General features: G+C 64.2%; 26 protein-coding genes. 11 read left to right on the top strand and 15 right to left on the bottom strand.

Features of this window, described 5'->3' with window-relative positions:
* Nucleotides 1-17: 17 nt before the first annotated feature.
* A complete protein-coding gene (locus RHPLAN_RS02495; RefSeq protein ID WP_068013531.1) occupies nt 18-650 on the top strand; it encodes a pyridoxamine 5'-phosphate oxidase family protein in 633 nt (210 codons plus the stop codon).
* A 6-nt stretch (nt 651-656) separates the two neighbouring features.
* On the opposite strand, the gene RHPLAN_RS02500 is transcribed toward RHPLAN_RS02495, so the two are convergent.
* Nucleotides 657-1,427: an RluA family pseudouridine synthase gene (locus tag RHPLAN_RS02500; RefSeq protein WP_068013532.1), complete on the bottom strand. Its 771-nt coding sequence runs from the start codon at nt 1,425-1,427 to the stop codon at nt 657-659.
* A gap of 27 nt (nt 1,428-1,454) precedes the next feature.
* Here RHPLAN_RS02500 and ftsY point away from each other — a divergent pair, with 27 nt between their 5' ends.
* The 4 genes from ftsY (at nt 1,455) to RHPLAN_RS02520 (ending at nt 5,058) form a co-directional block, all read left to right on the top strand.
* Entirely contained in the window at nt 1,455-2,411 is a 957-nt protein-coding gene (ftsY, locus tag RHPLAN_RS02505; RefSeq protein ID WP_068013535.1) for a signal recognition particle-docking protein FtsY, read from the top strand.
* 42 nt (nt 2,412-2,453) lie between these two features.
* Nucleotides 2,454-3,833 carry an MATE family efflux transporter gene (locus RHPLAN_RS02510; protein ID WP_198164679.1) on the top strand — a complete coding sequence of 460 codons (1,380 nt, stop codon included), beginning with the start codon at nt 2,454-2,456 and terminating at the stop codon, nt 3,831-3,833.
* 9 nt (nt 3,834-3,842) lie between these two features.
* Entirely contained in the window at nt 3,843-4,496 is a 654-nt protein-coding gene (locus RHPLAN_RS02515; RefSeq protein ID WP_068013538.1) for a septation protein A, read from the top strand.
* Between the two features lie 133 nt (nt 4,497-4,629).
* Nucleotides 4,630-5,058 carry a hypothetical protein gene (locus RHPLAN_RS02520; protein ID WP_157100013.1) on the top strand — a complete coding sequence of 143 codons (429 nt, stop codon included), beginning with the start codon at nt 4,630-4,632 and terminating at the stop codon, nt 5,056-5,058.
* A gap of 21 nt (nt 5,059-5,079) precedes the next feature.
* On the opposite strand, the gene RHPLAN_RS02525 is transcribed toward RHPLAN_RS02520, so the two are convergent.
* The 5 genes from RHPLAN_RS02525 to ccmA are packed head-to-tail and all read right to left on the bottom strand — an operon-like array spanning nt 5,080 to nt 7,913.
* Entirely contained in the window at nt 5,080-5,676 is a 597-nt protein-coding gene (locus tag RHPLAN_RS02525) for a DsbE family thiol:disulfide interchange protein (RefSeq protein WP_068013541.1), read from the bottom strand.
* The gene (gene ccmD / locus RHPLAN_RS02530; RefSeq protein WP_442971803.1) at nt 5,673-5,864 is read right to left on the bottom strand and encodes a heme exporter protein CcmD; all 192 of its coding nucleotides are present in this window, start codon (nt 5,862-5,864) and stop codon (nt 5,673-5,675) included. Before ccmD ends, RHPLAN_RS02525 begins: the two co-directional genes overlap by 4 nt.
* A complete protein-coding gene (locus RHPLAN_RS02535) occupies nt 5,861-6,601 on the bottom strand; it encodes a heme ABC transporter permease (RefSeq protein WP_068013545.1) in 741 nt (246 codons plus the stop codon). Before RHPLAN_RS02535 ends, ccmD begins: the two co-directional genes overlap by 4 nt.
* Nucleotides 6,602-6,642: 41 nt before the next feature.
* Complete coding sequence (ccmB, locus tag RHPLAN_RS02540) at nt 6,643-7,311, bottom strand: heme exporter protein CcmB (protein ID WP_068013547.1); 669 nt, start codon at nt 7,309-7,311, stop codon at nt 6,643-6,645.
* Nucleotides 7,308-7,913 carry a heme ABC exporter ATP-binding protein CcmA gene (gene ccmA, locus RHPLAN_RS02545; RefSeq protein WP_068013549.1) on the bottom strand — a complete coding sequence of 202 codons (606 nt, stop codon included), beginning with the start codon at nt 7,911-7,913 and terminating at the stop codon, nt 7,308-7,310. The genes ccmB and ccmA overlap by 4 nt, the downstream gene beginning before the upstream one ends.
* 243 nt (nt 7,914-8,156) lie before the next feature.
* Between ccmA and acnA the strand changes: the two genes are divergently transcribed.
* From acnA to RHPLAN_RS02560, 3 genes are all read left to right on the top strand, one after another.
* Entirely contained in the window at nt 8,157-10,934 is a 2,778-nt protein-coding gene (gene acnA, locus RHPLAN_RS02550; protein ID WP_068030445.1) for an aconitate hydratase AcnA, read from the top strand.
* 126 nt (nt 10,935-11,060) lie between these two features.
* Nucleotides 11,061-11,834, top strand: coding sequence for a DUF1223 domain-containing protein (locus RHPLAN_RS02555; protein ID WP_237180031.1), 774 nt, complete (start codon nt 11,061-11,063; stop codon nt 11,832-11,834).
* A 422-nt stretch (nt 11,835-12,256) separates the two neighbouring features.
* Nucleotides 12,257-12,622, top strand: a complete 366-nt coding sequence (locus RHPLAN_RS02560; protein ID WP_068013553.1) for a DUF2794 domain-containing protein — start codon at nt 12,257-12,259, stop codon at nt 12,620-12,622.
* An 88-nt stretch (nt 12,623-12,710) separates the two neighbouring features.
* Here RHPLAN_RS02560 and RHPLAN_RS02565 read toward each other — a convergent pair whose 3' ends face one another.
* The 6 genes from RHPLAN_RS02565 to RHPLAN_RS02590 form a co-directional block, all read right to left on the bottom strand.
* Nucleotides 12,711-13,235, bottom strand: a complete 525-nt coding sequence (locus tag RHPLAN_RS02565) for a GNAT family N-acetyltransferase (RefSeq protein ID WP_068013555.1) — start codon at nt 13,233-13,235, stop codon at nt 12,711-12,713.
* 78 nt (nt 13,236-13,313) lie between these two features.
* Entirely contained in the window at nt 13,314-14,069 is a 756-nt protein-coding gene (locus RHPLAN_RS02570; RefSeq protein ID WP_068013557.1) for a Bax inhibitor-1/YccA family protein, read from the bottom strand.
* Between the two features lie 207 nt (nt 14,070-14,276).
* Nucleotides 14,277-15,101 carry a Bax inhibitor-1/YccA family protein gene (locus RHPLAN_RS02575; RefSeq protein WP_068030449.1) on the bottom strand — a complete coding sequence of 275 codons (825 nt, stop codon included), beginning with the start codon at nt 15,099-15,101 and terminating at the stop codon, nt 14,277-14,279.
* A gap of 197 nt (nt 15,102-15,298) precedes the next feature.
* Nucleotides 15,299-17,854, bottom strand: coding sequence for an ABC transporter permease (locus tag RHPLAN_RS02580; RefSeq protein WP_068013559.1), 2,556 nt, complete (start codon nt 17,852-17,854; stop codon nt 15,299-15,301).
* Nucleotides 17,855-17,870: 16 nt separating this feature from the next.
* Nucleotides 17,871-18,518 carry a hypothetical protein gene (locus tag RHPLAN_RS02585; RefSeq protein ID WP_068013561.1) on the bottom strand — a complete coding sequence of 216 codons (648 nt, stop codon included), beginning with the start codon at nt 18,516-18,518 and terminating at the stop codon, nt 17,871-17,873.
* A 6-nt stretch (nt 18,519-18,524) separates the two neighbouring features.
* Nucleotides 18,525-19,250, bottom strand: coding sequence for an ABC transporter ATP-binding protein (locus tag RHPLAN_RS02590; RefSeq protein ID WP_068013563.1), 726 nt, complete (start codon nt 19,248-19,250; stop codon nt 18,525-18,527).
* Nucleotides 19,251-19,371: 121 nt separating this feature from the next.
* Between RHPLAN_RS02590 and RHPLAN_RS02595 the strand changes: the two genes are divergently transcribed.
* Entirely contained in the window at nt 19,372-19,962 is a 591-nt protein-coding gene (locus RHPLAN_RS02595; RefSeq protein WP_442971804.1) for an arylesterase, read from the top strand.
* Between the two features lie 110 nt (nt 19,963-20,072).
* Entirely contained in the window at nt 20,073-20,609 is a 537-nt protein-coding gene (gene thpR, locus RHPLAN_RS02600; protein ID WP_068013568.1) for an RNA 2',3'-cyclic phosphodiesterase, read from the top strand.
* 7 nt (nt 20,610-20,616) lie between these two features.
* On the opposite strand, the gene RHPLAN_RS02605 is transcribed toward thpR, so the two are convergent.
* Both RHPLAN_RS02605 and RHPLAN_RS02610 read right to left on the bottom strand, forming a co-directional pair.
* Nucleotides 20,617-21,030, bottom strand: a complete 414-nt coding sequence (locus RHPLAN_RS02605; RefSeq protein WP_068013569.1) for a hypothetical protein — start codon at nt 21,028-21,030, stop codon at nt 20,617-20,619.
* Nucleotides 21,031-21,090: 60 nt separating this feature from the next.
* On the bottom strand, nt 21,091-21,687 hold the full coding sequence (locus RHPLAN_RS02610; RefSeq protein ID WP_068013571.1) for a GNAT family N-acetyltransferase: 597 nt from the start codon (nt 21,685-21,687) through the stop codon (nt 21,091-21,093).
* 309 nt (nt 21,688-21,996) lie between these two features.
* On the opposite strand from RHPLAN_RS02610, the gene zapE reads away from it, so the two are divergent.
* Nucleotides 21,997-23,169: a cell division protein ZapE gene (gene zapE, locus RHPLAN_RS02615; RefSeq protein ID WP_068013573.1), complete on the top strand. Its 1,173-nt coding sequence runs from the start codon at nt 21,997-21,999 to the stop codon at nt 23,167-23,169.
* 1 nt (nt 23,170) lies between these two features.
* On the opposite strand, the gene RHPLAN_RS02620 is transcribed toward zapE, so the two are convergent.
* A complete protein-coding gene (locus RHPLAN_RS02620; RefSeq protein WP_068013574.1) occupies nt 23,171-26,314 on the bottom strand; it encodes an efflux RND transporter permease subunit in 3,144 nt (1,047 codons plus the stop codon).
* Between the last annotated feature and the right edge of the window lie 3 nt (nt 26,315-26,317).

Consider the following 26,317-nt stretch of genomic DNA (forward strand, 5'->3'; position numbering starts at 1 on the left):
GCGTTGGAGGAGAATCGATGGCGACCAACGGCGCAAAGCACACGATCACCACGCTGGCCGAGCTTGAGGCGGTCTTCCCGGAAGAGGTCTATCCGCCCGCCAAGTTCAAGGAGACCCGGCACATCACCGCAGCCTATCGGGCGCTGATCGAGGCCTCGCCGTTTATGGTGCTCGCAACCAATGGTCCCGAGGGGCTCGATTGCTCGCCGCGCGGCGATCCCAAAGGCTTTGTCCGCGTCGTGGACGAAAAGACCATCATTGTGCCCGAGCGCCGCGGCAACAACCGCATCGACAGCATGCGCAATCTTCTCACCGATCCGCGCGTCGCGCTGCTGTTTCTCATTCCAGGTGTGAGCGAGACGCTGCGCATCGCCGGCCGCGCCACGATTTCGACCGATCCGGCGCTTTGCGAAGGCTTCGTCATGCAGGGCAAAGCGCCGCGTACCGTGCTGGTGATCGCGGTGGAGCAGGTGTTTTTTCAATGCGCCAAAGCGATCGTGCGCTCCAAGCTCTGGGACCCGGCCACGCGCGTTGAACGCTCGACGCTGCCGACACCGGGCAAGATCCTGGCCGAGATCACCGAGGGCAAGTTGGGCGGTGAGGAGCACGATAGGCTCGCGCCGGAGCGGATGAAGGCGACGATCTACTGAGACGTGCTACTGACGCTCGCCTTGCGGCGGGCTGTTGGCGGGCTCTTTGCGCGGCGGCCGTGAAAGACCGAGCGGCGGGTTGACGTCGCGGTCCATGTCTTCGGTCCAGCCGCATGCCTTCAGCCGCTCCTTCATGTGCTCGGGCACCGGCGCCGTCACCTTGATTGGCGGCTTGTTCTTATAGAGCGGCACCACGATCTCGCGCGCATGCAGATGCAGTCGCGCACCGCCCGTTCTCGGCGCGCTGCCGTAGATGTTGTCGCCCAGCACCGGAAAGCCCGACGTCGCGCAATGGACGCGAAGCTGATGCGTCCGGCCGGTCAGCGGCTCGAGCGCGAGCCAGGTCATGCCGTTGGCGCGGCCCATCACGTTCCAGGTGCTCTGGGACGGCAGGCCTTCGGGATCGTGTTTCATCCACCAGCCGATCTTGTCGTCGAGCCGGCCGAGCGGCAGGTCGATTTTGCCCTCCGGTTCCTGCGGCCCGCCCTCGACCACGGCCCAATAGGTCTTGCCGACCTTGCCGTGACGGAACATCAGGTTCAGATCGGCCAACGCCTTCCGGTGGCGTCCGAGCACCAGACACCCAGAGGTTTCCTTGTCGAGCCGGTGGGCGAGCGCGGGCATCCGCGGCAGGCCGAACCGCAGCACGTCGAAATAGTCCTCCAGGCTCGCGCCGCCTTTCGGGCCCTTGTGCACGGCCAGTCCTGCGGGCTTGTTGATGATAAGCATCAGCCCGTCGCGATAAAGGAGCCGGCTCCCTATGTCTTCCGGTGTCATCACGGAACGGGTATCACGGCGGCAGCCATGAATGACAGCACCGATCAAACCGCCGAAGCCGCGGGCAAAAAAAGCTGGTGGGGCCGCCTCGCCGGCGGGCTCAAGCGCACGTCTTCGGTGCTTGGAACCTCGATCGACAACCTGATCAACAACAAGCAGCCGCTCGACCCGGCCAAGCTCGACGAGATCGAGGAGGTGCTGATCCGCACCGACCTCGGCATCGAGGCAGCGGCCCGCGTCACCGACGCCATTGCCAAGGGCCGCTTCAGGGAACATCCGACGGCCGAGGATGTGAAGGCGATCATCGCCGGTGAGGTCGCCGCGGTTCTGGAGCCGGTGGCGAAACCGCTGGTAATCGCCGGCGCCAAGCCTTTCGTCATCCTGGTGGTCGGCGTCAACGGTTCGGGCAAGACCACGACCATCGGCAAGCTCGTTTCAAAGCTCTCGGCCGAAGGCCGCAAGGTGGTGCTTGGTGCGGGCGATACGTTCCGCGCCGCCGCGATCGATCAATTGAAGATCTGGGGCCAGCGCACCGGCGCCAAGGTGGTGGCGCGCGAGCAAGGCGCAGACTCGGCGGGCCTCGCTTTCGATGCGATCAGCGTCGGCAAAGCCGACGGCGCCGACGTGGTGATCGTCGACACCGCTGGCCGCCTGCAGAACCGCACCGAACTGATGGACGAACTTGAAAAGATGGTGCGCGTCGTCAAGAAGGTCGACGCGACCGCGCCGCACGCGGTGTTGCTGGTGCTCGACGCGACCGTCGGCCAGAACGCGCTGTCTCAGGTCGAGGTTTTCGGCAAGATCGCGGGCGTCACGGGTCTCGTCATGACCAAGCTCGATGGCACTGCGCGCGGCGGCATCCTCGTCGCCCTCGCGCAGAAGTTCGGATTGCCAATCCATTTCATCGGTGTCGGCGAGGGCATCGACGATCTTTCGCCGTTCTCGCCCAAGGATTTCGGCCGGGCGCTGGCAGGACTCGAATAGCGCCGTGTGATCTAATCCGGCATCACCCGGCGAGCTTCGACCTTGGACCCCCGCACCAGAGCCCTGATCGAAGCGCCGATCGTGCCGACGCTCATCCGGCTCGCGGTCCCCAATATCGTCACCACAGTGGTGCAGGCCTCGACCGGCCTGATCGAGACCTACTACATCGGCAAGCTCGGCACCGATGCACTGGCTGGCGTCGCGTTGGTGTTTCCCGGCGTGATGCTGATGCAGATGATGTCGTCCGGTGCGATGGGCGGCGGCGTCTCGTCGGCAATCGCACGCGCCCTCGGCGCGGGCCGCAAAGATGACGCCGACGCGACCATCTCGCACGCGCTGGTCATCGCGACAGGTTTTGCAGCGTTCTTCAGTGTGTTGATGCTCGGCTTCGGCCGGCCGCTTTATGCCGCGCTTGGCGGCCATGGCGGGTCGCTTACGGTGGCGCTGACCTATTCAGACATCGTGTTTTCTGGCGTGCTTCTGATCTGGCTGTTCAACACGCTCGCCAACGTGATTCGCGGCACAGGAAACACATTCGTCCCTGCGGTGGTGACGATCGCCGGCGCGGCATTGTTGATCCCGTTGTCGGCGGCGCTGATCTTCGGCATCGGTCCGCTGCCAGCGTGGGGCGCGGCGGGCGGCGCGATGGCACTGCTTATGTACCACGGCGTGGGTGCGCTGGCCTTCGCGTGTTATCTCTGGTCCGGGCGCGCCGTGGTGCGGCCGAAGCTTCTGCAGACGCGGCTGCGCTGGGCACTGTTTCGCGACATCCTGCGTATCGGGCTTCTCGCCTCGCTCACTTCGATCATGACCAATGTCACCATCGCGTTGACCACAGGCGTGGTTGGCGCATTTGGGCCTGCCGCGATCGCCGGCTACGGCGTCGGCACGCGGCTGGAATATCTGCTGATCTCGCTCGCTTTCGGCTTCGGCGGGCCCCTCGTGGCGCTGGTCGGCACCAATCTCGGCGCCGGCAATCGCGAGCGCGCGCTGCGCGGCGCCTGGATCGGCGGCTGGCTGTGCTTCGGCATGACGGAAGCGATCGGCCTTTTGGCAGCGTTGTTCCCGGCTGCCTGGCTCACGCTGTTCGACCGCGATCCGGGCATGGTCGAGGCCGGCTCAACCTATCTGCGCATCGTCGGTCCGTTTTACGGGTTCTTCGGTCTCGGCATGGCGCTCTATTTCGCCTCGCAGGGCGCTGGTGCGCTGAAATGGCCGCTGATCGCGGGCTTTTGTCGGCTTCTGATCGCAGTCGGCGGCGGGTGGCTTGCGATGCGACTCACCGGCAGCCTCGCGATGGTGTTCGCAGCGCTGGGGCTCGGCCTTGCGGTGCTGGGGCTTCTGATCGCGGGCGCGATCAAGGCCGGCGCCTGGTTCGGCGGCCAAACTGGCGGCCATGACAAGCCCGCGGCTTCGCGCTAGAGACGGCGGATGTCACAGCAGCCCGCTGCCGCCAAGCCGCATCTCAATCCGATCCTCAAGCTCGCTCTCGACCTTGGGCCGCTGCTGCTGTTCTTCTACGCCAATGCCAAGCCGGCGCTGTTCGAGCCATGGCTCGCGCCGCTCATCCCGGCAGCGGTGCAAACCGGTGAGCACGCAGGCATCTTCGTCGGCACCGCGGTGTTCATGGTGGCGATCGTTGCGGCGCTGATCATTTCCTACCTGTTGACGCGGCGGCTGCCGATCATGGCGATCGTGTCGGCCATCGTCGTCCTGGTGTTCGGCGGCGCGACGCTGTTTTTCCAGAACGAGACCTTCATCAAGCTCAAGCCCACGATCATTTATCTGCTGTTTGCCGGAACGCTGTTCGGCGGATTGATCTTCCGGAAGCCGCTGCTCGCCATGGTGTTCGATCAGATGTTTCACCTGACCGAAGAAGGCTGGCGCAAGCTCACGATGCGCTGGGCGTTGTTTTTTCTGGCACTTGCCGTGCTCAATGAGATCGTCTGGCGCACGCAGTCGACCGACACCTGGGTGACCTTCAAGGTGTTCGGTGTGATGCCGCTCACATTCATTTTTGCGGCGCTTCAATATCCTCTGCTCATGAAGCACGACGCGACGCCGAAGGACGAGGCGAAGTCCTAACCCGATACCGTTCGCGCGGTACCGGGATCGTCCTCACACGGCTTCGTGATGGCTTGCGCCTTGCCTGTCCTTCGTTCGAAGGACGCGACTCGTTTCGAGGGTCGTCATGAGTCCAGATTTTCAGGAGGTCATGATGCAGCAAATTTATTCCGACAATTTGACGAACGAAGATCAGAAGGCCGCACGGCGCATCTATCTTGGCCTGGCGAGCTGTTACGCCGGTCTGCTTCTGCTGCTCGGCGCACTGGTCATCTTCAACCTGTCCCATCATGGCCCGGTTCAACTGGCGGCCGAGCAAAGCCGTGAAGCCTCGTCGCCCGGGCTGTTCAGTGCCATGGCGGCCGACAACCCCGACCGCGCGCAATGCGCGGCCCGCGATCTGAAACTCTTGACCGCGATCAACGAGCACGGCGAAGCGCAGGACCTGCCGGCCGATGACATCCGCAACGCGTTCTTTGCGTTGGTCAAGGCACGTGGCGCTTGCGCCGCGGGCCGCGTCGAAGAGGCGCTCGCGATGTACGATGGTGTCGCGATGGGCGCGAACAAGACCGCGCAGAAATAGTCGTGGCTGGCCGCGCGGCGCTCAGGACTGCGGCGCGGCCAATGCCTTCTCGATCTGCGGCTTGAGCGTCGACGCCAGATTTTCCGGCGAGATCGGTCCGACCAGCTTGTAAGCAATCTTGCCGTCGCGGCCGATCAGGAACGTCTCCGGCACCCCGTAAACGCCCCAGTCGATGGAGACGCGGCCGTTCTGGTCCGCGCCCACGGCGGCGAATGGATTGCCGTAACGGCCGACGAAGCGTCGCGCGTTGTCGGGCTGGTCTTTGTAATTGATGCCGAGAAGGCGGATGCGCTTGTCGTCGGCAAGCTGCATCAGGAGCGGCGCCTCGTCGTGACAGGGCACGCACCACGACGCCCAGACATTGACCAGCGACACCGCTCCCTTGAAGTCGGCATTGGCGATGCCGGGCACGGGCTTGCCGTCGCGGACCAGGCCTTCGACGGCCGGCAGCGGCGTGTCGGGCACCGGCCGGCCGATCAGCACCGAAGGCAATTTTGACGGATCGCCGGCGCCGAGCCGGAACAGGAACAGCGCGGCGAGCGCGAGAAACACCGCGAGCGGCAGCAGCACCAGCAGACGGCGCGACACAGGGCTGGTCTCGTTCGACGCGACGCTCATGCAAGCCTCTCGACCTGACGCTCGGAACGCCGCGTCACGCCCTGGTTTTCGAGCTGGGCGAGCTTCTGCTTCTGAGCGCGATAATCGAGAATCACCCAGCCGATCATTGCGACGAGCACCAGCGCCGCGACCGCGTAGGCCGCGACAATGAAATCGGCGTGCGGGCCGAGGTTCATGCCCAAAATCATGATGCGCTTCCCGGCGCAGCCTGGGCGCGCAACAGCATCAGCGAGCGGACCCTGCGGCGCAGGATCTCGTTGCGCATGGCCGCGATATGCAGCGTGACGAATAGCAGCGTGAACGCCACCGCCATCGTCATCAGCGGAATGAGAATCGTCGGATGGATCGCCGGCCCGCCGAGCTTCACCACCGAGGCCGGTTGATGCAGCGTATTCCACCAGTCGACCGACCATTTGATGATCGGAATGTTGATGGCGCCAACCAGCGTCAGGATCGCCACGGCGCGTCCGGCGCGCGATGGGTCTTCGACGGTGCGCCACAGCGCGATGACGCCGAGATACATCAGGAACAAGACCAGCTCCGACGTGAGCCGCGCGTCCCAGACCCAGTACGTGCCCCACATCGGCCGGCCCCACAGCGAGCCCGTGGTGAGGCAGAGAAACGTGAAGGCGGCGCCGAGCGGCGCCGCCGCCTTGGCCGCAACGTCGGCGAGCGGATGCCGCCACACCAGCGTGCCGAGCGCGGCGATGCTCATGACGATCCAGCCGAACATCGAAAGCCAGGCCGTTGGCACATGTAGAAACATGATCTTCACGGTCGCGCCCTGCTGATAGTCGTCGGGCGCACCCTGCGTAAGGTAGAGGCCAGCCGCGAGGGCCAGCGCGGTGAGGCCGATCAGCCATGGCAGCACGCGCTCGGCAAAGGCGAGGAAGCGCGTCGGGTTGGCGTAGTCGATCAGGGCCATCGCTTTACCTGATAGGGCGATATGTCGGGCGCAATGTGGCGTCACTCCATCCCATGCCGCAAGGCCGCGGCGGCGGCAAATATGCCGACCACGAGGCTCACGAGCGAGAGCGCGCACAGGATCGTGAACGGGGTTCCGAAGGGCAGCGGGCCGATGATTGCGGCGTTCGACGCCGAAACGCCAAAGATCAGCACCGGGATGGTGAGCGGCAACACCAGCACGGCCAGGAGAAGCCCGCCGCGGCGCAGCGCCACCGACAGCGAGGCGCCGATCACGCCGATGAAGGTCAGCGCCGGCGTGCCCACGAGCAGCGTCAGCGAAACGGCGGCGCTGGCCCGTCCGTCGAGATTCATGAACAGGCCCAGCAAAGGCACCACGATCACCAGCGGCAGCCCCGTGGTGAGCCAATGCGCAAACGCCTTGGCGGCGATGGTGAGCTCGAGCGGCGTGCCGCTCATCAGAATCAGGTCGAGCGAGCCGTCCTCGTGATCGGCGGTGAACAGCCGGTCCAGGGTGAGCAGGCTCGCCAGCAGGGCGCCAAGCCAGAGAATCGCGGGCCCGATGCGGGCCAGCAGCGCGAGATCGGGTCCGATCGCGAACGGCATCAGCACAACGACGGTCAGGAAGAACAGCACGCCGATGCCGCCGCCGCCGCCGACTCGGACGGCGAGGCGGATATCGCGCAGGAAAATCGCGGCGAGGGGGCTCATGCCGGGCTCCCAAGCCGCAATTCGCGCGTTCGCTCCAGCCCGATCGGCCCGTGGGTCGCTGCGGCGATGATGCCGCCGCCCGCCAAATGCTCGCGCATCAGACCGGCCAGCATGTCCTGGGCCTCGCGGTCGAGCGCCGAGGTCGGTTCGTCGAGCAGCCAGATCGGACGTTTCGCAGCGAGCAGCCTCGCCAGCGACAATCGCCGCCGCTGTCCGGCGGACAGATAGGCCGCTGGCAGGTCGGCCAATGACCCAAGCCCCACGGTGGTCAGAGCCACGTCTTCGGCGGCGCCAGTTCCACCCAAATACTGCGTCCAGAACCGCAGGTTCTCGCCGACGGTCAACGACGGTTTCAGCGCATCGAGATGCCCCAGGTAATGCGCTTGCTCGCCGATGGTGCTCTCGGGCTCTCCGCCTGTCAGGGCAAGCTGCCCGCCGGTCAGCCGCACCAGTCCGGCGATCACACGGAGCAGCGTGGATTTGCCCGCGCCGTTGCGCCCGGTCAGCAGCAATGCCTCGCCGCCCTCGACAGCAAAATCGAGCCCCGTGAACACCTCGCGTCCGCCCCGGATGCAGGCGAGGCCGCCGCCCTCAAGCCGCATGGAGGCGGGTTCCACGTGGCCCGCATCGCGGGCCAGTCGCCGAGCATTTATGCAATTTAGCCCTCACCCTTACATTCTTGTTGTCTAGCATGGCTCCAAAAAAGCCCTTATAAGCCCGAATTGGCCGCGCGGCGCTGGAACCCCCCGCCCGTTTTGCCGGCCCGGAGGAAAAAGGCCAATTCTGGCAATTATTTAGCTAGGATTGGTGGATCGCCTCTGTGTCTTGGGATGGAACCCGCCGTCATGACCTCGCTCGACAGCTTTAAATGTTGCAAGACCCTGAAGGTCGGCAGCAAGACCTACGCGTATTACAGCCTGCCCGCGGCCGAGAAAAACGGCCTCAAGGGCATTTCACGTTTGCCCTTCTCGCTGAAGGTGCTTCTCGAAAACATGCTGCGCTTTGAGGACGGCAAAACCGTCACCAAAGACGACATCCTCGCCTTCGCGAACTGGCTGAAGAACAAGACCTCCGACCGCGACGTGGCGTTTCGCCCGGCGCGCGTGTTGATGCAGGACTTCACCGGCGTGCCCGCGGTGGTCGATCTCGCAGCCATGCGGGATGCGATGGAATCGCTCGGCGGCGATCCCAAGAAGATCAATCCGCTGGTGCCGGTCGATCTCGTCATCGATCACTCGGTCGCGGTGAACTTCTTCGGCCACAAGGACTCGTTCAAGAAGAACGTCGAGGAAGAGTACAAGCAGAACCAGGAGCGCTACAAATTCCTGAAGTGGGCTGCGCGCTCGTTCTCCAATTTCCAGGTCGTGCCGCCAGGCACCGGCATCTGCCACCAGGTCAATCTCGAATATCTGTCGCAGACCGTTTGGGTCTCGCCCGACAAGGTGAAGGTCGACGGCAAAGAGCAGACCATGGATGTCGCCTATCCGGACACTGTGGTCGGCACCGATTCGCACACCACGATGGTGAACGGTCTCTCGGTGCTCGGCTGGGGCGTCGGCGGCATCGAGGCCGAGGCCGCGATGCTCGGCCAGCCCTACTCGATGGTTCTGCCCGAGGTGATCGGCGTCAAGCTCACCGGCAAGCTCAAGGAAGGCATGACGGCGACCGATCTGGTGCTCACCGTCACCCAGATGCTGCGCAAGCGCGGCGTGGTCGGCAAGTTCGTCGAGTTCTTCGGCCCGGGTCTCGCCGGTCTCACGATCGCGGACCGCGCTACACTCGGCAACATGGCGCCGGAATACGGCGCGACCTGCGGCTTCTTCCCGATCGATGACGATACGCTCGAATATCTCACCGACACCAACCGCGCCGCGGCGCGGATCGAGCTGGTCGCGGCCTACGCCAAGGCGCAGGGCATGTATCGCGCCAAGAACACGCCGGACCCGATCTTCACCGACGTGCTCAAGCTCGAGCTCGGCGGCATCGAGCCGTCGATGGCGGGTCCGAAGCGGCCGCAGGATCGCGTGCCGCTGAAGGAAGTGAAGTCGAGCTTCATGAACGCCATGGACAAAGAGTTCAACAAGCTCTCCGGCAGCGAAAAGGAAACCTTCGACATCCACCCGTCGCTGGCCACCAACCTTGATAAGGACTTCGTCAAGGCCGGCGGCGCCAAACGCGTGCCGGTGGAAGGCAAGGACTTCACGCTCGGCCACGGCGACGTGGTGATCGCGGCGATCACGTCCTGCACCAACACCTCGAATCCGAGCGTGATGGTCGCGGCGGGTCTGGTTGCCAAGAAGGCCAACGCCAAGGGCCTCAAGGTGAAACCGTGGGTGAAGACCTCGCTCGCGCCGGGCTCGCAGGTCGTCGCGGATTACTACGACAAATCCGGCTTGCAGAAGGAGCTCGATGAGCTAGGCTTCAACCTGGTCGGCTTCGGCTGCACCACGTGCATCGGCAACTCCGGCCCGTTGCCGGAGGAGATCTCCGAGGCGATCAACAAGAACGATCTCGTCGCTGCGGCCGTGCTCTCGGGCAACCGCAACTTCGAAGGCCGCGTCAACGCCGACGTGCGCGCCAACTATCTGGCGTCGCCGCCGCTCGTGGTCGCCTACGCCATCGCCGGCACGATGTATCTCGACCTCGCCAAGCAGCCGCTTGGCGTCGACAAGAAGGGCAAGAAGGTCTTCCTCAAGGACATCTGGCCGACCAGCCGCGAGATCAATGCGGTGATCAAGAAGTGCATCACCAAGCAGGTGTTCGCCAAGAAGTACGCCAATGTGTTCAAGGGCGACACCGCGTGGGGCAAGATCCCGGTCAAGGGCAGTCTCACCTACAGCTGGGACGATCACTCGACCTACGTGCAGAACCCGCCCTACTTCGAGGGCATGGATAAGCGTCAGCGCCCGATCGAGGACATCGTCGACGCGCGCATCATGGGTCTGTTCCTCGACTCGATCACGACCGATCACATCTCGCCGGCCGGCTCGATCAAAGAGGAGAGCCCCGCGGGCGAATACCTGCGCGACCATCAGGTGCGTCCGAAGGACTTCAACCAGTACGGCACACGGCGCGGCAATCACCAGGTGATGATGCGCGGCACCTTCGCCAACATCCGCATCAAGAACCAGATGGTGCCGGGCGTCGAGGGCGGCGTGACCATCCACTATCCGTCGAAGCAGAAGATGACGATGTACGACGCGGCGATGAAGTACAAAGCCGAAGGCGTGCCGCTCGTGATTTTCGCCAACAAGGAATACGGCACCGGCTCGTCGCGTGACTGGGCCGCCAAGGGCACCGTGCTGCTCGGCGTCCGCGCCGTCATCACCCAGTCGTTCGAGCGCATCCATCGTTCGAACCTGATCGGAATGGGCGTCGTGCCGCTGTGCTTCGAGGAAGGCACCTCGTGGCAGACGTTGGGACTCAAAGGCAACGAACAGGTCACGATCCGTGGCCTGCACGGCGAGCTCAAGCCGCGGCAGCGTTTGATGGCCGAGATCGTGGCCGCCGACGGCAAGCTCACCCGGGTGCCGCTGATCTGCCGCATCGACACCTACGACGAGCTCGAATACTTCAAGAACGGCGGCATTCTGCAGTACGTGCTCCGCCATCTTGCGGCTTGACCAGCCAAATCCTGCATTCACCATCACCCGCCACTCACTTCGAAGTGAGTGGCGGGTGAACTTTTACGTCGCTAAGACAACTGACGAAGAGGTTGGCGGGCCGGCTGAGTACTCAAGGAGGTCGCCGTGAGGGGTGGTCACATCGCGCCGTCGATCGGGCTGGTCTGCATCGCAGTGATGTGGAGCGCATCCGTGCAGGCGCAGTCGCTCCGAAGCGAGCAGCGCCCGGCTGAGCCGCGCGCGGTTATCGAGCTCTTCACCAGCCAAGGCTGCTCGTCGTGTCCTCCCGCCGACAAGCTCATTGCCGAATATGCCCGCGATCCCTCGGTGATCGCGCTGAGTCTTGCGGTCGATTATTGGGACTACCTCGGCTGGAAGGACACGCTGGCGATGTCCGGCCATTCCAACCGGCAGCGCGCTTACGCCAAGGCCCGCGGCGACCGTCAGGTCTACACGCCGCAGGCGGTGATCGACGGTGCACAGCACGCGCTCGGCAGCGACAAGGGCGCAATCGAGCGCGCGATCAAGCAGGTGCATGAGCAGTCGCGGGGCGCGCTGGCCTTGCCGGTAACGCTGCAGCGCTCTGGCGATAAGCTCAACGTGATGGTGGCAGCGAGCGAGAACGAGAAGGGGCCGGCTGAAGTCTGGCTCTGTCCGATCACCAAGGCCGTTTCAGTTACCATCGCGCGCGGTGAGAACACCGGCAACACATTCACCTACAACAACGTGGTCCGTCGCTGGATCAAGCTCGGCGACTGGACCGGCAAGGCCGAGACCTACAGCGTGCCGGTGGCCGATTTTCAGAACGGCAGCATCGACAGCGCAGCCGTGCTCGTGCAGAGCGGCGTCGCCAGCGCACCGAAAGTGATGCTGGGCGCGGCGCAGCTCGCGATTCGCTGAAAATTTTCCAGCAAGCTGAAGCGATCCTCGCAGCATAGCTGTCCGGACGACGGCACCGCTTCGCCAGCCGGTATCTCACGCATCCCCGTCGTGGCGCGAAGCACGGCGCAAAAAAAGGCCGGCGGTTAAGCCGGCCTTGAAGCGTTGGGGGATTGAACCTTACGAAACAACTGGCCCGGTCCGCTCAAGCCCCGGGGGGCTGGGGGGCTGAGGAATCCGGTGCTCTCGCGAGACCGGGCCTGAGGCAACTATAGGCATTCTAACTGTCAGCAGGGCGGGGGCCTGACCGAAATTGGGCAGCAATATGATTTCTCTAACGAATCCGTGAGGCCGGCCGAGCGACATATCGTGTCGCATAAGCCCTTGCCGTCATTGGGTTCTGGCGCAATCATGAAGCTGAAACGATAGCAAGGAGGCGCCGCATGACCCCCGGCGAAAGCGATCCAAGCGAGATTTTCGGGGGCGCCTCCGTGACGGCGGCCCCCGTGAGCCGGGTGACCTTCGACCGGCGCGAACTTGACCGTATCTTCGGCCTCTATGGCCGCATGGTTGCAGCTGGCGAATGGCGCGATTACGCGATTGATTTTCTCAAGGACCGAGCCGTGTTTTCGGTGTTCCGTCGCTCCGCGGAAGTGCCGATCTACCGCATCGAGAAAAATCCCAAGCTTGCGCGCAAGCAGGGCGCCTACAGCGTGGTGTCGGCGACGGGTTTGATCATGCGCCGCGGGCAGGAGCTCGATCGCGTGCTGCGCGTGCTCGACAAAGGTCCGAGCCTCGTCGCGGTGTAACCGTCCGTCATTCCGGGTTCGCTCCATAGCGCGTCGAAGACGCGCGTGAACGCGCGGGTGCGCGAGCGCTCCGGAATGACATTGATGCTCACGGCTTGGTCGTCGCGCCGGGGCCGAGGTCGCGCTGCATCAGCACGGTGTCGAGCCAGCGGCCGAACTTGAAGCCGACGTTTTCGACATTTCCCACGTGCCGGAAGCCGAGTGCGCGATGCACCTCGATCGAGGGGGTCTGCGCCGAATCGCCGATCACCGCGATCATCTGGCGAAAGCCCGTCCGTTCGCATTCCTCGATCAGCCGCTTGAGCAGCGCGCGGCCTACGCCGCGGCGCCGCGCGGTGGGATCGATATAGATCGAATCCTCAACGGTGAAGCGATAAGCCGGCCGCGGACGATAAAGGCCCGCATAGGCATAGCCCGCGAACGACCCGCCGATCTCGGCCGCGAGATAGGGAAAGTCGCCGTCCAGTAGCGCCGTCATGCGGCGCGTCATCTCGGCTTCGTCGGGCGGCTCGAGCTCGAAGGTCGCGGTGCCGTTTTGCACGGCGTGGGCGTAGATGCGGGTGATCGAGGGGATGTCGGCGGGCGTCGCCGGGCGGATCGTGACGTCGGTCATTTCGCGATCGTAGCAAAGCTGAAAAGAAAACGCCCCGGCTATTGGCCGGGGCGTGCATTGCGTTGACCTGTTGGTCGCTTAGCGGCGGTCGCCCACCAGGCGCAGCAGCATCATGAACAGGTTGATGAAGTCGAGGTAGAGCGACAGCGCGCCCATCACGGCCTTGCGGCCGAGCGTGCCGTCGTCATCCATCGAGCTGTACATCTCCTTGATCCGCTGGGTGTCGTAGGCGGTGAGGCCCGCGAAGATGCCGACGCCAATCACCGAGATCACCCACTGCAATCCGCTCGAATGCAGGAAGATGTTGACCAGGCTCGCGATGATGATGCCGAACAGGCCCATCATCAGGAACGAGCCCATCGGCGAAAGATCGCGCTGGGTGGTGTAGCCGTAGAGGCTCAGCGCGCCGAACGAGGCGGCTGAGACGAAGAACACCCGTGTGATCGACGCGCCGGTGTAGACCAGGAAGATCGACGACGTGGTGACGCCGATCAGGGCGGCATAGAGCATGAACAGCCCCAGCGCCGTCGTGTATTGCATCGACTGGATGCGGAAGCTGATGAAGAACACCAGCCCCAGCGTGGCGAGCAGAAGTACGATCAAGGCGGGGCCGCTGAAGATCGACTGGCCGAACGCCGTCAGGCCGATGATCTTGCCGGCGGCGTCCGTGCTGACCGCGGCGTTGAACGTCGCATAGGCCACCACACCGGTGAGCGCCACGGCGGCAGCCATGTAGTTGTAGACGCGGATCATGTAGGCGCGCAGGCCTGCGTCCACCGCGGCGGTCTGGCCGACGTAGCCGCGGGGCGCCGTGTTCCATCTGGAGTCCGACATTGAAGTTCCCTTCGGTGTCCCGGACCGAGCCGGGTCTCTCATGGCCTGCCGGAACGCCGGCAGGCCGTCTCGGTGCAGAATCTAGTGGACCGGAGCCTTTTCCGCCAGATCGCTGCAGTCGTGGTTACGGATTGTTTAGCCCGTAAAAAAGGCCCCGGCGTGATACCGGGGCCTTTCGCCTTGGCGGCGTTTTGCCGCGATTTCGGCTTACTCCTCGCGCTGGCCGAGCAACTGCAGCAGCAGCGTGAACAGGTTGATGAAGTTAAGGTAAAGCGACAGCGCGCCGATGATCGCCGAGCGCTCCTGGGTGTCGCCGTCCATGGCGCCGTAGAGGTATTCGGCCTTCAGCCGCTGGGTGTCCCAGGCGGTGAGGCCTGCAAACACCAGCACGCCGATGATCGAGATCACGGTCTGCAGCATCTGGCTCTGCGTGAACAGGTTCACCAGGCCCGCCAGGATGATGCCGAACAGGCCCATCATCAGGAACGAACCCATCGCCGTCAGGTCGCGCTGCGTGGTGTAGCCGTAGAGGGTCAGCGCGCCGAACGAAGCCGCGGTGATGAAGAACACCCGCACGATCGAGGTCTGGGTGAACACCATGAATACGGTGGCGAGCGAAACGCCAACCAGCGCCGCGTAGATCCAGAACACGATCTGTGCGGTGGCCGGCCGCATCCGCTCGATGCCGAAGCCGAGCAGGAACACCACCGCCAGTGGCGCGAACATGACCACCCATTTCATGTACGTGCCAAACAGGAAGAACCCGATCGGCGTCAGGAACACGTTGTTGCCGATTCGGGCAGGCACTTCCGCGCCGGCGCGGATGACCTTCGCGGCCGCCGACATCTCGCCGGTCACTGAGATCATGTAGATGCCAAGCGCAGCCAAGCCGGTGATGGCCAAGCCGAGCGCCATGTAGTTGTAGATGCGCAGCATGTAGGCCCGCAGCCCTTCGTCGACGGCGACGGAGCCGGCTTGGCCCATCGTCCGCCCGAACGGCGCGGTAGCAACATTACGGTCGTAGTCCGACATCGTCGAAACCCCCATGTTGTCGAACGTTTGCCTCAGGTGATCGCGCGCATCGGCGCAGAACTTTCGGATGCAGACCGTTGCGCGCGACCGACTTGCAGGTAGGTATAACACACCGCGTCGCAACCGGTCGTGCGGCGTAAGGTATTGAAATAATTTGCCGATTACGCGACGCTTTGACGCAATGCAACAGCAGTGCGTCACAAATTCCTGAGCACCGTCGCGGGCTTATGACCGAGCGCGCTGAACGTGCCGGCGAGCCCCAACGCCACGGTGACAACGAGTGCGCCAAATGCCGCACCCGCTGCAGGCCCAGGCAGCCAGGTGAAATTCAGGTTCATCACTTTTGTGACGACGACCCAAGCTGCGATCGAACCGGCGCCGACCCCGAAGAATGCAGTGACTGCGCCGAGCAGCAGGTATTCCAGCGCATAGGCGCCGATGAGCTTGCCGCGCGTCGCGCCGAGCGTCTTCAACACCACCGCGTCGTAGATTCGGTCGCGGTGGCCGGCGTCGAGCGCGCCGCCGAGCACCAGCACCGCGGAGAGCAACGCCACGAGGCTCGCCCCGCGAATCGCGAGAATGAGATTGCTGACGATGTTCCCCACCGCCTCGATGGCGTCCTTGACGCGCACCGTGGTCACCGCGGGAAATGTCTCGCCCACAGCCTTGAGCAGAGTTGTTTCTTGCGCGGTCGTGCTGCCGCCCGGATAGCTCAGCGTGGCAATGTCGGTGTGCGGCGCGCCGGCAAAGGCGCTGGGCGGGAACACCAGCACGAAGTTGATGCCGAGATTCTCCCAATGCACCGTGCGGAGGTTGGCGATCTCCGCCGTGATGTTGCGGCCGAGCACGTTGACGGTGATCGGATCGCCGATCTTCAGCTTGAGACCTTCGGCGATGCGCTTTTCCATCGAGACCAGCGGCGGGCCTTTGTAGTCGGCCGGCCACCACGTCCCCTCGACCACGGTCGAGCCGCGCGGCACGTCGGTTGCAAAGGTGATGCCGCGGTCGCTTTGCAGCACCCATTCGGCATCCGGCTTGGCCTTGAGGTCATCGGCTTTGATGCCCGCAGCCGACATGATGCGGCCGCGCAGCATTGGCACGCGCTCCAGCGTGGCCGTGGGCGCCTGCTGGTGGATGAACGCGTCGAAGCGTTGGGATTCGGCCGATTGAATATCGAGGAAGTAGAAGGACGGCACCTTGTCGGGCAATGCCCCCTCGATCTGCCGGCGCAGATTGCCGTCGATCTCGATCACGGTGACGAGCAGCGCCAGCCCAAGCCCGAGCGACAGCACCACGGTCGGCGTGAGCGCGCCCGGCCGGTGCATGTTGGCGATGGCAAGCCGCAGCGCCGTCGAGTTGACGCGCGGCAGCCGTCGCGCGATCGCCATCAAGAGCAAAGCCACAGCCTGCAGCGTGACGAACACCGCCGCCGACGCGCCGACGAAAATCAGCGCGATCTTGCGATCGAAAGCCAGGAACGTCGCCACTGCGACCAGCGCTGCGATCACCAGCAGCGTTGCGAAAATATAGCGCCGCCGCGGCCAGCGGCCGTCCAGCGCGACCGCGTCGCGAAACAGCGCCGAGACCGGTACGTCGTGAGCACGGCCAAGCGGCCACAGCGCGAAGGCGAGCGCCGTGAGCAGGCCATAACCGAAGGCCAGCGCCAGTTCGTCCGGCTGCAAGGCCGGCGCGATCGGCAGCGGAATGATTGCGCCGAAGGCGGCGGCGATGGCGAACGGCAATGCCGCGCCGAGCACCAGCCCGATCACCGCGCCGGCCGCCGACAGCACCAGCACTTGCGAGAGATAAATCGAAAACACCCGGCCGCCGGTTGCGCCCATGGCTTTGAGCGTCGCGATGGTGTCGCGCTTTCGGTCGATATGGCTCTTCACGGCGTTGGCGACGCCGACGCCGCCGACGAGCAGCGCAGTGAGGCCGACCAGCGTCAGGAACTGCGTGAAGCGTTCGACATTGCGTTCGAGCGCCGGCGACGCGTTGTTCCGGTTGCGGATCTGCCAGCCGGCATCGGGAAGCTCGCGGCCTGCCGCGGCGGTGACGGCCTTCACGGCGCGGTCGCTCGGGTCGGACATTCTCAAGCGGTAATTCCAACGCACCAGGCTGCCGGGCACCAAGAGCCCGGTGGCGCGAAGCGCATCCTGGCTGAGAATGATGCGCGGGCCGAAGCCTATGCCGCTCGCGAGCTTGTCCGGCTCGCTCTGGATCACCGCGGTGACTTCTATAATGGCGTTGCCGATCGTCAGCTGTGCGCCGCGCTCGAGATTGAGCCGGGTCAGAAGTGTGGGATCGACGGCCGCGCCGAACACGCCGTCGTGCTGTGCCATCGCGCGCTCGAGCGGCATGTCGGGTTCGAGCGCAATCTTGCCGTACAGCGGATAGAAGGCGTCGACCGCCTTCAGTTCGACGAGCGCGCGTTGTCCGCCGGCCGTTGCCATCGCCCGCATGGTGGCGTTGGCCGAGACCTGCCCATGGCTTTGAAGGAAGCGCCGCTCGGCGTCGTTGACCTCGCGATGGATCAGGATGAACGACAGATCGCCGCCCAGGATCACCTGGCCCTGGCGATCGATGCCGTCGCTGAGGCTCTTCGAGAACGACCCGACGCCTGCGATCGCCATCACGCCGAGCGCGATGCAGGCGACGAAGATGCGAAAGCCGTGCAGCCCGCCGCGCAATTCGCGAAGCGCAAAGCGCAGTGGGCTGAACGGCGTCGAGATGGTCGGCGAGGCTAGGGTCATGAGGCCTTTTGGCTCATCAGGCTTTCGGTGCGTAACGCGACAGAACGAGGTGGACTGGAAGGAACAGAATGAGAGGCAGGCCGATCATCATGCCGGCGAGCCAGACGTAGGGATGCACGAAGGTTTGCGCCACGGCGTCGCTCGGACCGTAGACATAGTTGATGTTGACCGGCTTGAGCCCCGCATTCGGATCGGGCGGCGGCATCAGGAAGAAGCAGACCAGCATCAGCACCCAGGCCAGCACGGTCCAGGCCGGAAAGCCGCGGCGGTCATAACCGAACGCCCAGACCAGATAGACCAGCAGCAACGGCAGCCAGCCGTGAAACAGCGACAGCCCGCGCAGGAACAGCGAGCTGTCGTGATTGAACATGTAGGCCGTCATGCCGACCAGCGAGACGCCGAAGAAGTTCAGCACGAAATCGACGACCCAGAGAGTCTGCGGCGCAAGAAGCCCGACCGCGCACATCGAGATCAGCAGCGGGCTTTCCAGCCAGAGGCCGGCGAGCGTCAGGAACAGCGAGATGTCGCAGAAGTAGAGGAAGTTGGTCGGGCCGTAATAGTACCAATAGACCGGCACCAGAACGAACATGAAGGCGGTGAAAACGAGTTTGAGCCAGAGCGGAACGCGGTTCGCAAACGGAACGACGATGTCCGTGGCGGCCATATAGGGCTATCCTGTGGTTGCGGCGACGGGTGAATTTTCGATCCGGCCCGAACGCAATCGGACGACGCGGTCGCAACGCTGGGCCAGAGCGTTGTCATGCGTCACGAGAATGAGCGTGGTGCCGCGTTCAACATGGCCGGCGAACAGAAGCTGGATGATCTGCTTGCCGGTGGCCTCATCGAGGTTGCCGGTGGGCTCGTCAGCGACCAGAATCGCAGGATCGGGCGCGAGCGCGCGCGCCAGTGCGACCCGCTGCTGCTCGCCGCCGGAAAGCTGCGCCGGATAGTGGTGCAGGCGTTCGGCAAGACCGACCTTGGCCAGCTCGTCGCGCGCGCGCGTCTGCGCGTCGCCGTGGCCGGCGAGCTCGAGCGGCACCGCGACATTCTCCAGCGCCGTCATGGTCGGAATGAGGTGGAAGGATTGAAACACGATGCCGACATTGCGGCCTCGGAAGCGCGCCAGCGCGTCCTCGTCGAGTTTTCGCAGGTCGGAGCCCGCCACCATGATCTGCCCGCTGTCGGCCCGCTCCAGGCCAGCCAGCACCATCAGCAGCGTCGTCTTGCCCGAGCCTGACGGCCCGACCAGGCCGATTGCCTCACCGCGGCCTATATGAAGATTGATGTCTTTGAGAATATGGACACGGGCCGCATCGCGGCCGAGCGCAAGATTAACGCCGGAGAGCGAAATGGCAGGGCTAGACGCGGGCATCGCCGCATTCGAGGAGTCGTTCATGAGGCTCCGGGCCAGCTTCCAGTCCTTACGTTCGATTCGGTCATATGGGAAGCATGCCCCCAACGTCCAGCGTCGTTTGGCCGCTTTGTTGCTGGGCTTTTTGGCCCTGATGGGGACCGGCATGGCGGACGCTGGAGAGCGGACCATCAAGATCGTGGCGTTCGGCGATTCGCTGTCCGCCGGCTATCAGCTTCCGGCCCAGGATGCGTTTCCGGTCCACCTCGAGAAGGCGCTGAAGGCCAAAGGCGTCGCGGTCGACGTCGCCAATGCGGGCGTATCGGGCGATACCAGCACCGGCGGGCTGGCGCGGCTCGATTGGTCGGTGCCGGACGGCACCGACGCGGTGATCCTTGAGCTCGGCGCAAACGACATGCTGCGCGCCATCGATCCGAAAGTGACGCGCGACGCGCTGACCGAGATCGTGCGCAGGCTCAAGGCGCGCAATATCGAGGTTCTGTTGTGCGGAATGCTGGCGCCGCGCAATCTCGGCGCCGACTACACCAAGGCGTTCGACTCGATCTATCCGGACCTCGCGAGCCAGAACGGCCTGCTGCTCTATCCGTTTTTCCTCGACGGCATCGTCGGTGACGCCAAGCTCAATCAGAGTGACGGCTTGCATCCCACCTCGGCAGGCGTGGCGAAAATCGTGCAGGGAATTCTGCCGAAGGTGGAAGAGCTGCTCGCGCGCGTGCGCGCCAAGTCGCCCGCTTGACGGGGCTTCCATCGGTCGGTGCGACGCCCAACATACCAAGCGAGTGGACGTCCCGGCGGGACGTTGTGCAAGCGGGGCGATCGTGTTCCAGTAGCGTTGAGAGTTCGATCATGCCGCGATTGTTCACAGGTCTGGAAATCCCCACCCAACTGGCTGAATCGCTGTCACTGCTGCGCGGCGGCCTGCCCGGCGCGCGCTGGATCGATCGGGAAAATTACCATCTGACTTTGCGCTTCATCGGCGACGTCGACGACGAACTCGCGGGTGAGGTGGCGTGGTCGCTCGGTCAGGTTCGCCGCCGCGAATTCGAAGTCCAGCTCGATGGACTGTCGTCGTTCGGCGGCCGCAGGCCGCGCGCCGTGGTGGTCACAGCCGCACAGACACAGTCGGTGATGGAGCTGCAAGCCGAACACGAGCGGCTGATGCAGCGCGTCGGTCTCGAGCCCGAAGGCCGCAAATATACGCCGCACATCACGCTGGCGCGGTTGCGCGATGCGACGAGCCGTGACGTTGCTGAATATCTATCGACGCGCGGCGGCTTCCGATGGCCGGCCTTCAAGGTGTCGCGGTTTGTGCTGTTCTCGTCGCGCGCTTCGGTCGGCGGCGGGCCTTATGTGGTCGAAGCGGCGTATCCGCTGGCGGCGTAGCGCGTTGTTACGCCGTCGCGTAGCTGTGCAGCTGCATCATCGGAATTTTGTAGCTGCGCGTCGCCGTTGGCTCCTGCACGCGCACATCGGTGAGATGATAGCGCCGCGCCTCTTCGATGATCTTGTCGGTCAGTTCGCGCTCGAAGCCGCGCTCGTAGTAGCCGTCTTCGATGGTGATCGCAGCCTCAGCGCGCCTTGCCGTGCGGTCCGGCACGATCTCAGCGCTCGCCCGCATGACACCCTTCACATAAGCACCGATCAGGATCGCGCCCGAAGCCAGAAGATCGAGGCAGTGCGCATCGATGCCGCGATCGTCGCCCGGGATGAGGCTTGCGCGATCGAGCCGCATCAGATGGGCGTGATAATCCTCGATGGCGGTGGTGCCCAGGACCCGAATTTCGGCTGCGTGAACGACCACCATCGGCCTGCCCTCCCGTACGCGTGCTGGGACGGACGATAAGCGGCAAACCACGCCAACAGGTTAACGAGGGCTTCCCTGCTGCGAAGGCAATTTCAGCATTCTTGAGTGAACATCGAGCATTGCGGTGGCAAAGCCGCAATTGTCGGCCACCACCTCCCGCAACACAGACAGCGGAGTCGGCCGCGGCGCCGTGACTTCGCCGACCACGCCACCAAAATCGAAGCTGAGTTCCGCAGCGAATTTCCGCGCCAGCTCCTGCATGCGGCGGTTGTTGGCAAGGCAGGCCATGTGCAGCATTTTGATACCGCGGTTCCGAGCGGCGAGCAGGGTGCGGTCAAGCAGCGCGGAACCCACGCCGTGGCTCTGCCAAGGCTGTTCGATGCTCAACGCGGCCTCGGCCTCGCGTGCAAAGGTCGGCCCCAGCGGCCGCAGTTCGGCCGCGCCACGGAGCAGGCCGTCGACGAAAAAGCCGTGAACGATGGCGCTGAGACCGAAGGTCGTGCCGACGTAGTTGCGGATGAACTCGTCCGAGACTCCGCCGCCGAATCGGCTGTGGCGGCTGTCGGCATCGAGCCGCAGCAGGTGGTCCCGATAAAGCCGGGCTTCTCCGATGAAGAGTTTGCGGATGACGCCGTTGCCGGCGAGTGAATCTTGCATCTGGGTCTCCTGACCTTGGCCAAACGTTTGGCCGCCTGAAAAACCCTGCTTGGACTTCCCATTCCCTAGGCGAACCGGCCCTGAGGCCGGCCAACGCGAATCATTATGATGCTGCGTTGCAGCGTAAATATGACGCGCCTTGCCGGATAGACAGATGGATCGCCTAAGTCACTGAATTTATTCGATGTATCTGCATGGCTGGCATGCAGGTCGGCCAGTGGCCGACTGCCCAGCTTGCTTGCCGGACATGGTTGCAGGCCCTATGCCGGAGGCCCACTCCACTCCTCGTCGCCGCTCCCGAATCCCACGATGTCTGTCCGCGAACTCTACGAAGGCCTGGTCGCCCTCAAGAAAATCGAGCGCGATCCAGCCCAGCAGGCGCTACTGGCGCGGTTGGAGGCCGTCGAGCAGCGCGTCGCGACCCATCGCTCGGCACGCCGTTCGCGACCCTCAGGTTGGCTGTTCGGCAGCCGCGAGCAGCCTGAGCCGGTGAAGGGCCTCTACGTCTATGGCGCGGTCGGCCGCGGCAAGACCATGATGATGGACTTGTTCTTCGAAGCGAATCCGGTGGTGCGCAAGCGCCGCGCGCATTTCCATGAGTTCATGGCTGACGTGCATGACCGGGTGCGGGTCTACCGCCAGAAAATCAAGAACGGCGAGATCCAGGACGAGGACGCCATCCGGCTGACCGCGAACGAACTCGCCGAGGAAAGCTGGCTGCTCTGCTTCGACGAATTCCACGTCACCGACATTGCAGACGCGATGATACTCGGCCGGCTGTTCTCCCGGCTGTTCGAGTTGGGCGTCGTCGTCGTCGCGACCTCGAACGTCGCGCCGTCGGATCTCTACAAGGATGGGCTCAACCGCTCGCTGTTCGTGCCGTTCATCGCCATGATCGAGAAGCACATGGAGGTGCTTCGACTCGATTCGCGCACCGACTTCCGGCTGGAGAAGCTGCTCGCCGGACAGAAGGTCTGGTTCGCACCGACGGATGACGATGCAACCGCGGCGCTCGACGAGGCGTGGCGACGTCTCGTCGGCAGTTCCAGCGGTGTGCCGCAGGAGCTCGCGGTCAGAGGACGGCGGCTGCGTGTGCCGCGCGCCGCCATGGGCGTGGCCCGGTTCTTCTTTCACGACCTGTGCGAGCAGCCGCTCGCCGCCGCGGATTATTTGCGCATCGCCCACGAGTTCCACACCGTCATTGTCGACCGCATTCCGGTGATGGGCTTCGATGAACGCAACGCCGCCAAACGCTTCATCATTTTCATCGACACGCTTTACGACAATGCCGTCAAGTTGATCGCCTCGGCGGCCGCCGAGCCCGACGCGCTCTACAAGGGAGAAAGCGGCTACGAGGCCATGGAGTTCAACCGCACCGCTTCGCGGCTCATCGAGATGCGCTCGGAAGCTTATCTCGCTCTGCCGCACGGCCGACGCGACTCGGCGGCCAGCGGCTCGAGCGAAGGCATCGTCGAGACGTGACTTAGGCTGTTGTCGCGTCCGCTGCCGGCCGCTTCCTTGCCGCGCGCCATTCCTCGAAACGCTGCACCACCACGAAGAACGACGGCACGAACAACACGGCGAGGCAGGTCGATGCGAGCATGCCGGTGAACACCGTGATGCCGATCGATTTGCGCGCGCTGGCGCCGGCGCCGGTCGCGAGCACCAGCGGCAGCACGCCGAGAATGAAAGCAAACGACGTCATCACGATCGGCCGGAAGCGCGCCCGCGCCGCATCGATCGCGGACTCGACGATGGCCTTGCCCTCGTGGCGCATTTCGCGCGCCACCTCGACGATCAGGATCGCGTTTTTGGCCGATAGCGCGATCAGCAGCACGAGGCCGATCTGGACATAGAGATTGTTGTCGACCTTCAATGCCGAGAGCGTCAACACCGGGCCGATCAGCGAGAGCGGCACCGCGAGGATCACCGAGACCGGCGCGTACCAGCTCTCGTATTGTCCGGCGAGCACGAGATACACCAGCAGCAGCGCCAGGCTGAACACCGCAAACATCTGCGAGCCGACCAGCTTCTCCTGGTACGACATCGCGGTCCATTCGTAGCCCGCGCCGGGCGGCAGCGTGCGCGCCGCAAGTTGCTCCATGATGTCTATGGTCTGGCCGGTCGACACGCCCTGCACCGGCAGCGCGATCATCGTCGCCGACGGATAGAGATTGTAGAGGCTGATCAGCGACGGCGCCGTGACTGGCTTGATGTCGATCACGGTGCCGATCGGGATCATCTGGCCGTCGCGGTTGCGCACCGTGAGATTGCGGACATCCTCGAGCCGCAACCGGTACTGCGCGTCGGCCTGGATGTAGATCTGGAAGGTGCGGCCGAACTTGTTGAACTGGTCCACGTAGGCCGAGCCGAGATAGCCGGTCAGCGCCGCGAACACCTGGTCGACCGAGACATGCAGCGTCTCGGTTTTCACGCGGTCCACATCGATGGTGTATTGCGGCACGCTGGAGCGGAACGGCGCCATCACCCGCTGGATGCTCGACTGGGTTTCGGCGTTGGATTCGACCGAGGTCACAACCGACTGCAGCTTGTTGAGATCGAAGCTGCCGTCGCGCAATTCGAGTTGCATGGTGACGCCCGCCGCGTTGCCGACGCCCTGGATGGGCGGCGGCGGGATCACCAGGATGCGCGCCTCGTCGATCTCTCCGAGCGACTTGTTGAGGCCGAGGAACAGCGGCAGCAAGCCTTCGTCCTTGCCGCGTTCGCTCCAGGGCTTGAGGATGATATAGGCGACGCCGCCATTGGCGAGCGGTGCGCTGTTGTCGAGCGCAGACACGCCCGCAATGGTGATGACCCGCTCGACGCCGGGCGTTTTTTTGGAAATCTCAGTGACCTTGTCGAGCACCTTCTGGGTGCGTTCGAGCGACGCGCCGTCAGGCAACTGCACGCTCGCCAGCAGATAGCCCTGGTCTTCGGTGGGCAGGAAGCCCGTGGCGAGGCGCGTGAAGCCGTAGCCCGAGAGCGCGATCACAACAAGCGCGATGGCGACCATCAGCCCGCTGCGGGCCGCCATCCAGGTGATGACGCCGGCGTAGCGGTTTTCGAGGCGCCCATAGACCGAGTTGAACCCGCGATAGAAGACGTTGCGCTGCTCGGGCGGCTTCGGCCGCCGCAGCCACATGGCGCTTTGCGTCGGCTTCAGCGTCGCCGCATTGACGGCGCTGAGCACAGCGGTCGCGGCGATGACGAGGGCGAACTGCGCATACATCTTGCCGGTGAGTCCCGGCAGGAAGGCGGCCGGAATGAACACCGACATCAACACCAGCGTGATGCCGATGATCGGGCCGAACAGCTGGTCCATGGCCCGGATCGCCGCATCATGGCCGCTCATGCCCTGTTCGATATTGTGGGCCGCGCCTTCGACCACGACGATCGCGTCGTCGACCACGATGCCGATCGCGAGCACGATCGCAAACAATGTCGAGAGATTGACCGTGAACCCCATCGCGGCCATCGCCGCAAAGGCGCCGATGATCGTCACCGGCACTGTGGTGGCCGGGATCAGCATGGCGCGCCAGTCCTGCAGGAACACCATGATCACGATCAGCACCAGGATTCCGGCCTCGAACAGCGTCTTGTAGACCTCCTTCACCGCCTCGCCGACGAAGGTCGTTGTGTCGAACGGCACGCCATAAGTGAGCCCTTGCGGAAATTCCGCGGCTAGCGCCTTCATCCGGGTCTGCACTTCGTTCGCGACATTGAGCGCGTTGGCGCCCGGCGCGAGAAAGATCGCAATCCCTGCCGCGGGCTTTCCGTCCTCAGCGAAGATCTGCGAATAGGTCTGCGCCCCAAGCTCGACCCGGCCGATGTCGCGGACACGGGTGATCTCGCCGGCATTGCCGGTCTTCACCACCACATTGGCGAACTGCTCCGGATCGTCGAGGCGGCCGAGCACATTGAGCGTGTATTGGAACGACTGGTTTTCCGGCGCGGGCGGCGCGCCGATCTGGCCCGATGCGACCTGTGCACTCTGCTGCTGCAGCGCCTGGATGACGTCCTGCGTGGTCAGCTTGCGCACCTGCATCTTGTTCGGATCGAGCCAGATGCGCATCGAATATTGTCCGGCGCCGAACACGGTGACGCTGCCGACGCCCGGCAGGCGCGCGATCTCGTCCTTGAGGCGGATGGTGGCGAAGTTCGACAGATAGAGATTGTCGTAGCGCCGATCGGGCGAGGTCAGCGTCACGATTTGCAGGATCGCGGTCGACTTCTTTTGCACCGTGACGCCCTGCACCTGCACTGACTGCGGCAGGGACGACAGCGCGCTCGACACGCGGTTCTGCACCAGCACCTGCGCGAAGTTCAGGTCGGTGCCGACGCCGAACGTCACGGTCAGGGAGTAGCTGCCGTCGGAGGCGGCATAGGACTGCATGTAGATCATGCCCTCGACGCCGTTGACCTGCTGCTCGATCGGCAATGCGACGGTGTCGATCACGGTGCGGGCGCTGGCGCCGGGATAGCGTGTGGTGACCTGCACGGTCGGCGGCACGATGTCTGGATATTGCGCGACCGGCAGGCGGTAGAGCGAAACAAGCCCGATCACCACCATCAGGATCGCCAGCACGTTGGCGAGGACCGGCCGTTCGATGAAGAATTTCGAGATCATGGC

The organism is Rhodoplanes sp. Z2-YC6860 (assembly GCF_001579845.1).
In the GTDB taxonomy this organism is placed as follows: Bacteria; Pseudomonadota; Alphaproteobacteria; order Rhizobiales; family Xanthobacteraceae; genus Z2-YC6860.

Bases quoted from the DNA above. Each gene is read 5' to 3' on its own strand.
- RHPLAN_RS02590 (WP_068013563.1), bottom strand. From the start codon at position 19,250: ATGAACGACTCCTCGAATGCGGCGATGCCCGCGTCTAGCCCTGCCATT.
- ftsY (WP_068013535.1), top strand. From the start codon at position 1,455: ATGAATGACAGCACCGATCAAACCGCCGAAGCCGCGGGCAAAAAAAGC.
- RHPLAN_RS02535 (WP_068013545.1), bottom strand. From the start codon at position 6,601: ATGGCCCTGATCGACTACGCCAACCCGACGCGCTTCCTCGCCTTTGCC.
- RHPLAN_RS02520 (WP_157100013.1), top strand. From the start codon at position 4,630: ATGCAGCAAATTTATTCCGACAATTTGACGAACGAAGATCAGAAGGCC.
- RHPLAN_RS02565 (WP_068013555.1), bottom strand. From the start codon at position 13,235: ATGACCGACGTCACGATCCGCCCGGCGACGCCCGCCGACATCCCCTCG.
- RHPLAN_RS02525 (WP_068013541.1), bottom strand. From the start codon at position 5,676: ATGAGCGTCGCGTCGAACGAGACCAGCCCTGTGTCGCGCCGTCTGCTG.
- RHPLAN_RS02575 (WP_068030449.1), bottom strand. From the start codon at position 15,101: ATGTCGGACTACGACCGTAATGTTGCTACCGCGCCGTTCGGGCGGACG.
- thpR (WP_068013568.1), top strand. From the start codon at position 20,073: ATGCCGCGATTGTTCACAGGTCTGGAAATCCCCACCCAACTGGCTGAA.
- RHPLAN_RS02560 (WP_068013553.1), top strand. From the start codon at position 12,257: ATGACCCCCGGCGAAAGCGATCCAAGCGAGATTTTCGGGGGCGCCTCC.
- RHPLAN_RS02500 (WP_068013532.1), bottom strand. From the start codon at position 1,427: ATGACACCGGAAGACATAGGGAGCCGGCTCCTTTATCGCGACGGGCTG.
- acnA (WP_068030445.1), top strand. From the start codon at position 8,157: ATGACCTCGCTCGACAGCTTTAAATGTTGCAAGACCCTGAAGGTCGGC.
- RHPLAN_RS02595 (WP_442971804.1), top strand. From the start codon at position 19,372: ATGGCGGACGCTGGAGAGCGGACCATCAAGATCGTGGCGTTCGGCGAT.
- RHPLAN_RS02610 (WP_068013571.1), bottom strand. From the start codon at position 21,687: ATGCAAGATTCACTCGCCGGCAACGGCGTCATCCGCAAACTCTTCATC.
- RHPLAN_RS02585 (WP_068013561.1), bottom strand. From the start codon at position 18,518: ATGGCCGCCACGGACATCGTCGTTCCGTTTGCGAACCGCGTTCCGCTC.
- ccmB (WP_068013547.1), bottom strand. From the start codon at position 7,311: ATGAGCCCCCTCGCCGCGATTTTCCTGCGCGATATCCGCCTCGCCGTC.
- RHPLAN_RS02605 (WP_068013569.1), bottom strand. From the start codon at position 21,030: ATGGTGGTCGTTCACGCAGCCGAAATTCGGGTCCTGGGCACCACCGCC.
- RHPLAN_RS02620 (WP_068013574.1), bottom strand. From the start codon at position 26,314: ATGATCTCGAAATTCTTCATCGAACGGCCGGTCCTCGCCAACGTGCTG.
- zapE (WP_068013573.1), top strand. From the start codon at position 21,997: ATGTCTGTCCGCGAACTCTACGAAGGCCTGGTCGCCCTCAAGAAAATC.
- ccmA (WP_068013549.1), bottom strand. From the start codon at position 7,913: ATGCGGCTTGAGGGCGGCGGCCTCGCCTGCATCCGGGGCGGACGCGAG.
- RHPLAN_RS02495 (WP_068013531.1), top strand. From the start codon at position 18: ATGGCGACCAACGGCGCAAAGCACACGATCACCACGCTGGCCGAGCTT.
- RHPLAN_RS02580 (WP_068013559.1), bottom strand. From the start codon at position 17,854: ATGACCCTAGCCTCGCCGACCATCTCGACGCCGTTCAGCCCACTGCGC.
- ccmD (WP_442971803.1), bottom strand. From the start codon at position 5,864: ATGATTTTGGGCATGAACCTCGGCCCGCACGCCGATTTCATTGTCGCG.
- RHPLAN_RS02570 (WP_068013557.1), bottom strand. From the start codon at position 14,069: ATGTCGGACTCCAGATGGAACACGGCGCCCCGCGGCTACGTCGGCCAG.
- RHPLAN_RS02515 (WP_068013538.1), top strand. From the start codon at position 3,843: ATGTCACAGCAGCCCGCTGCCGCCAAGCCGCATCTCAATCCGATCCTC.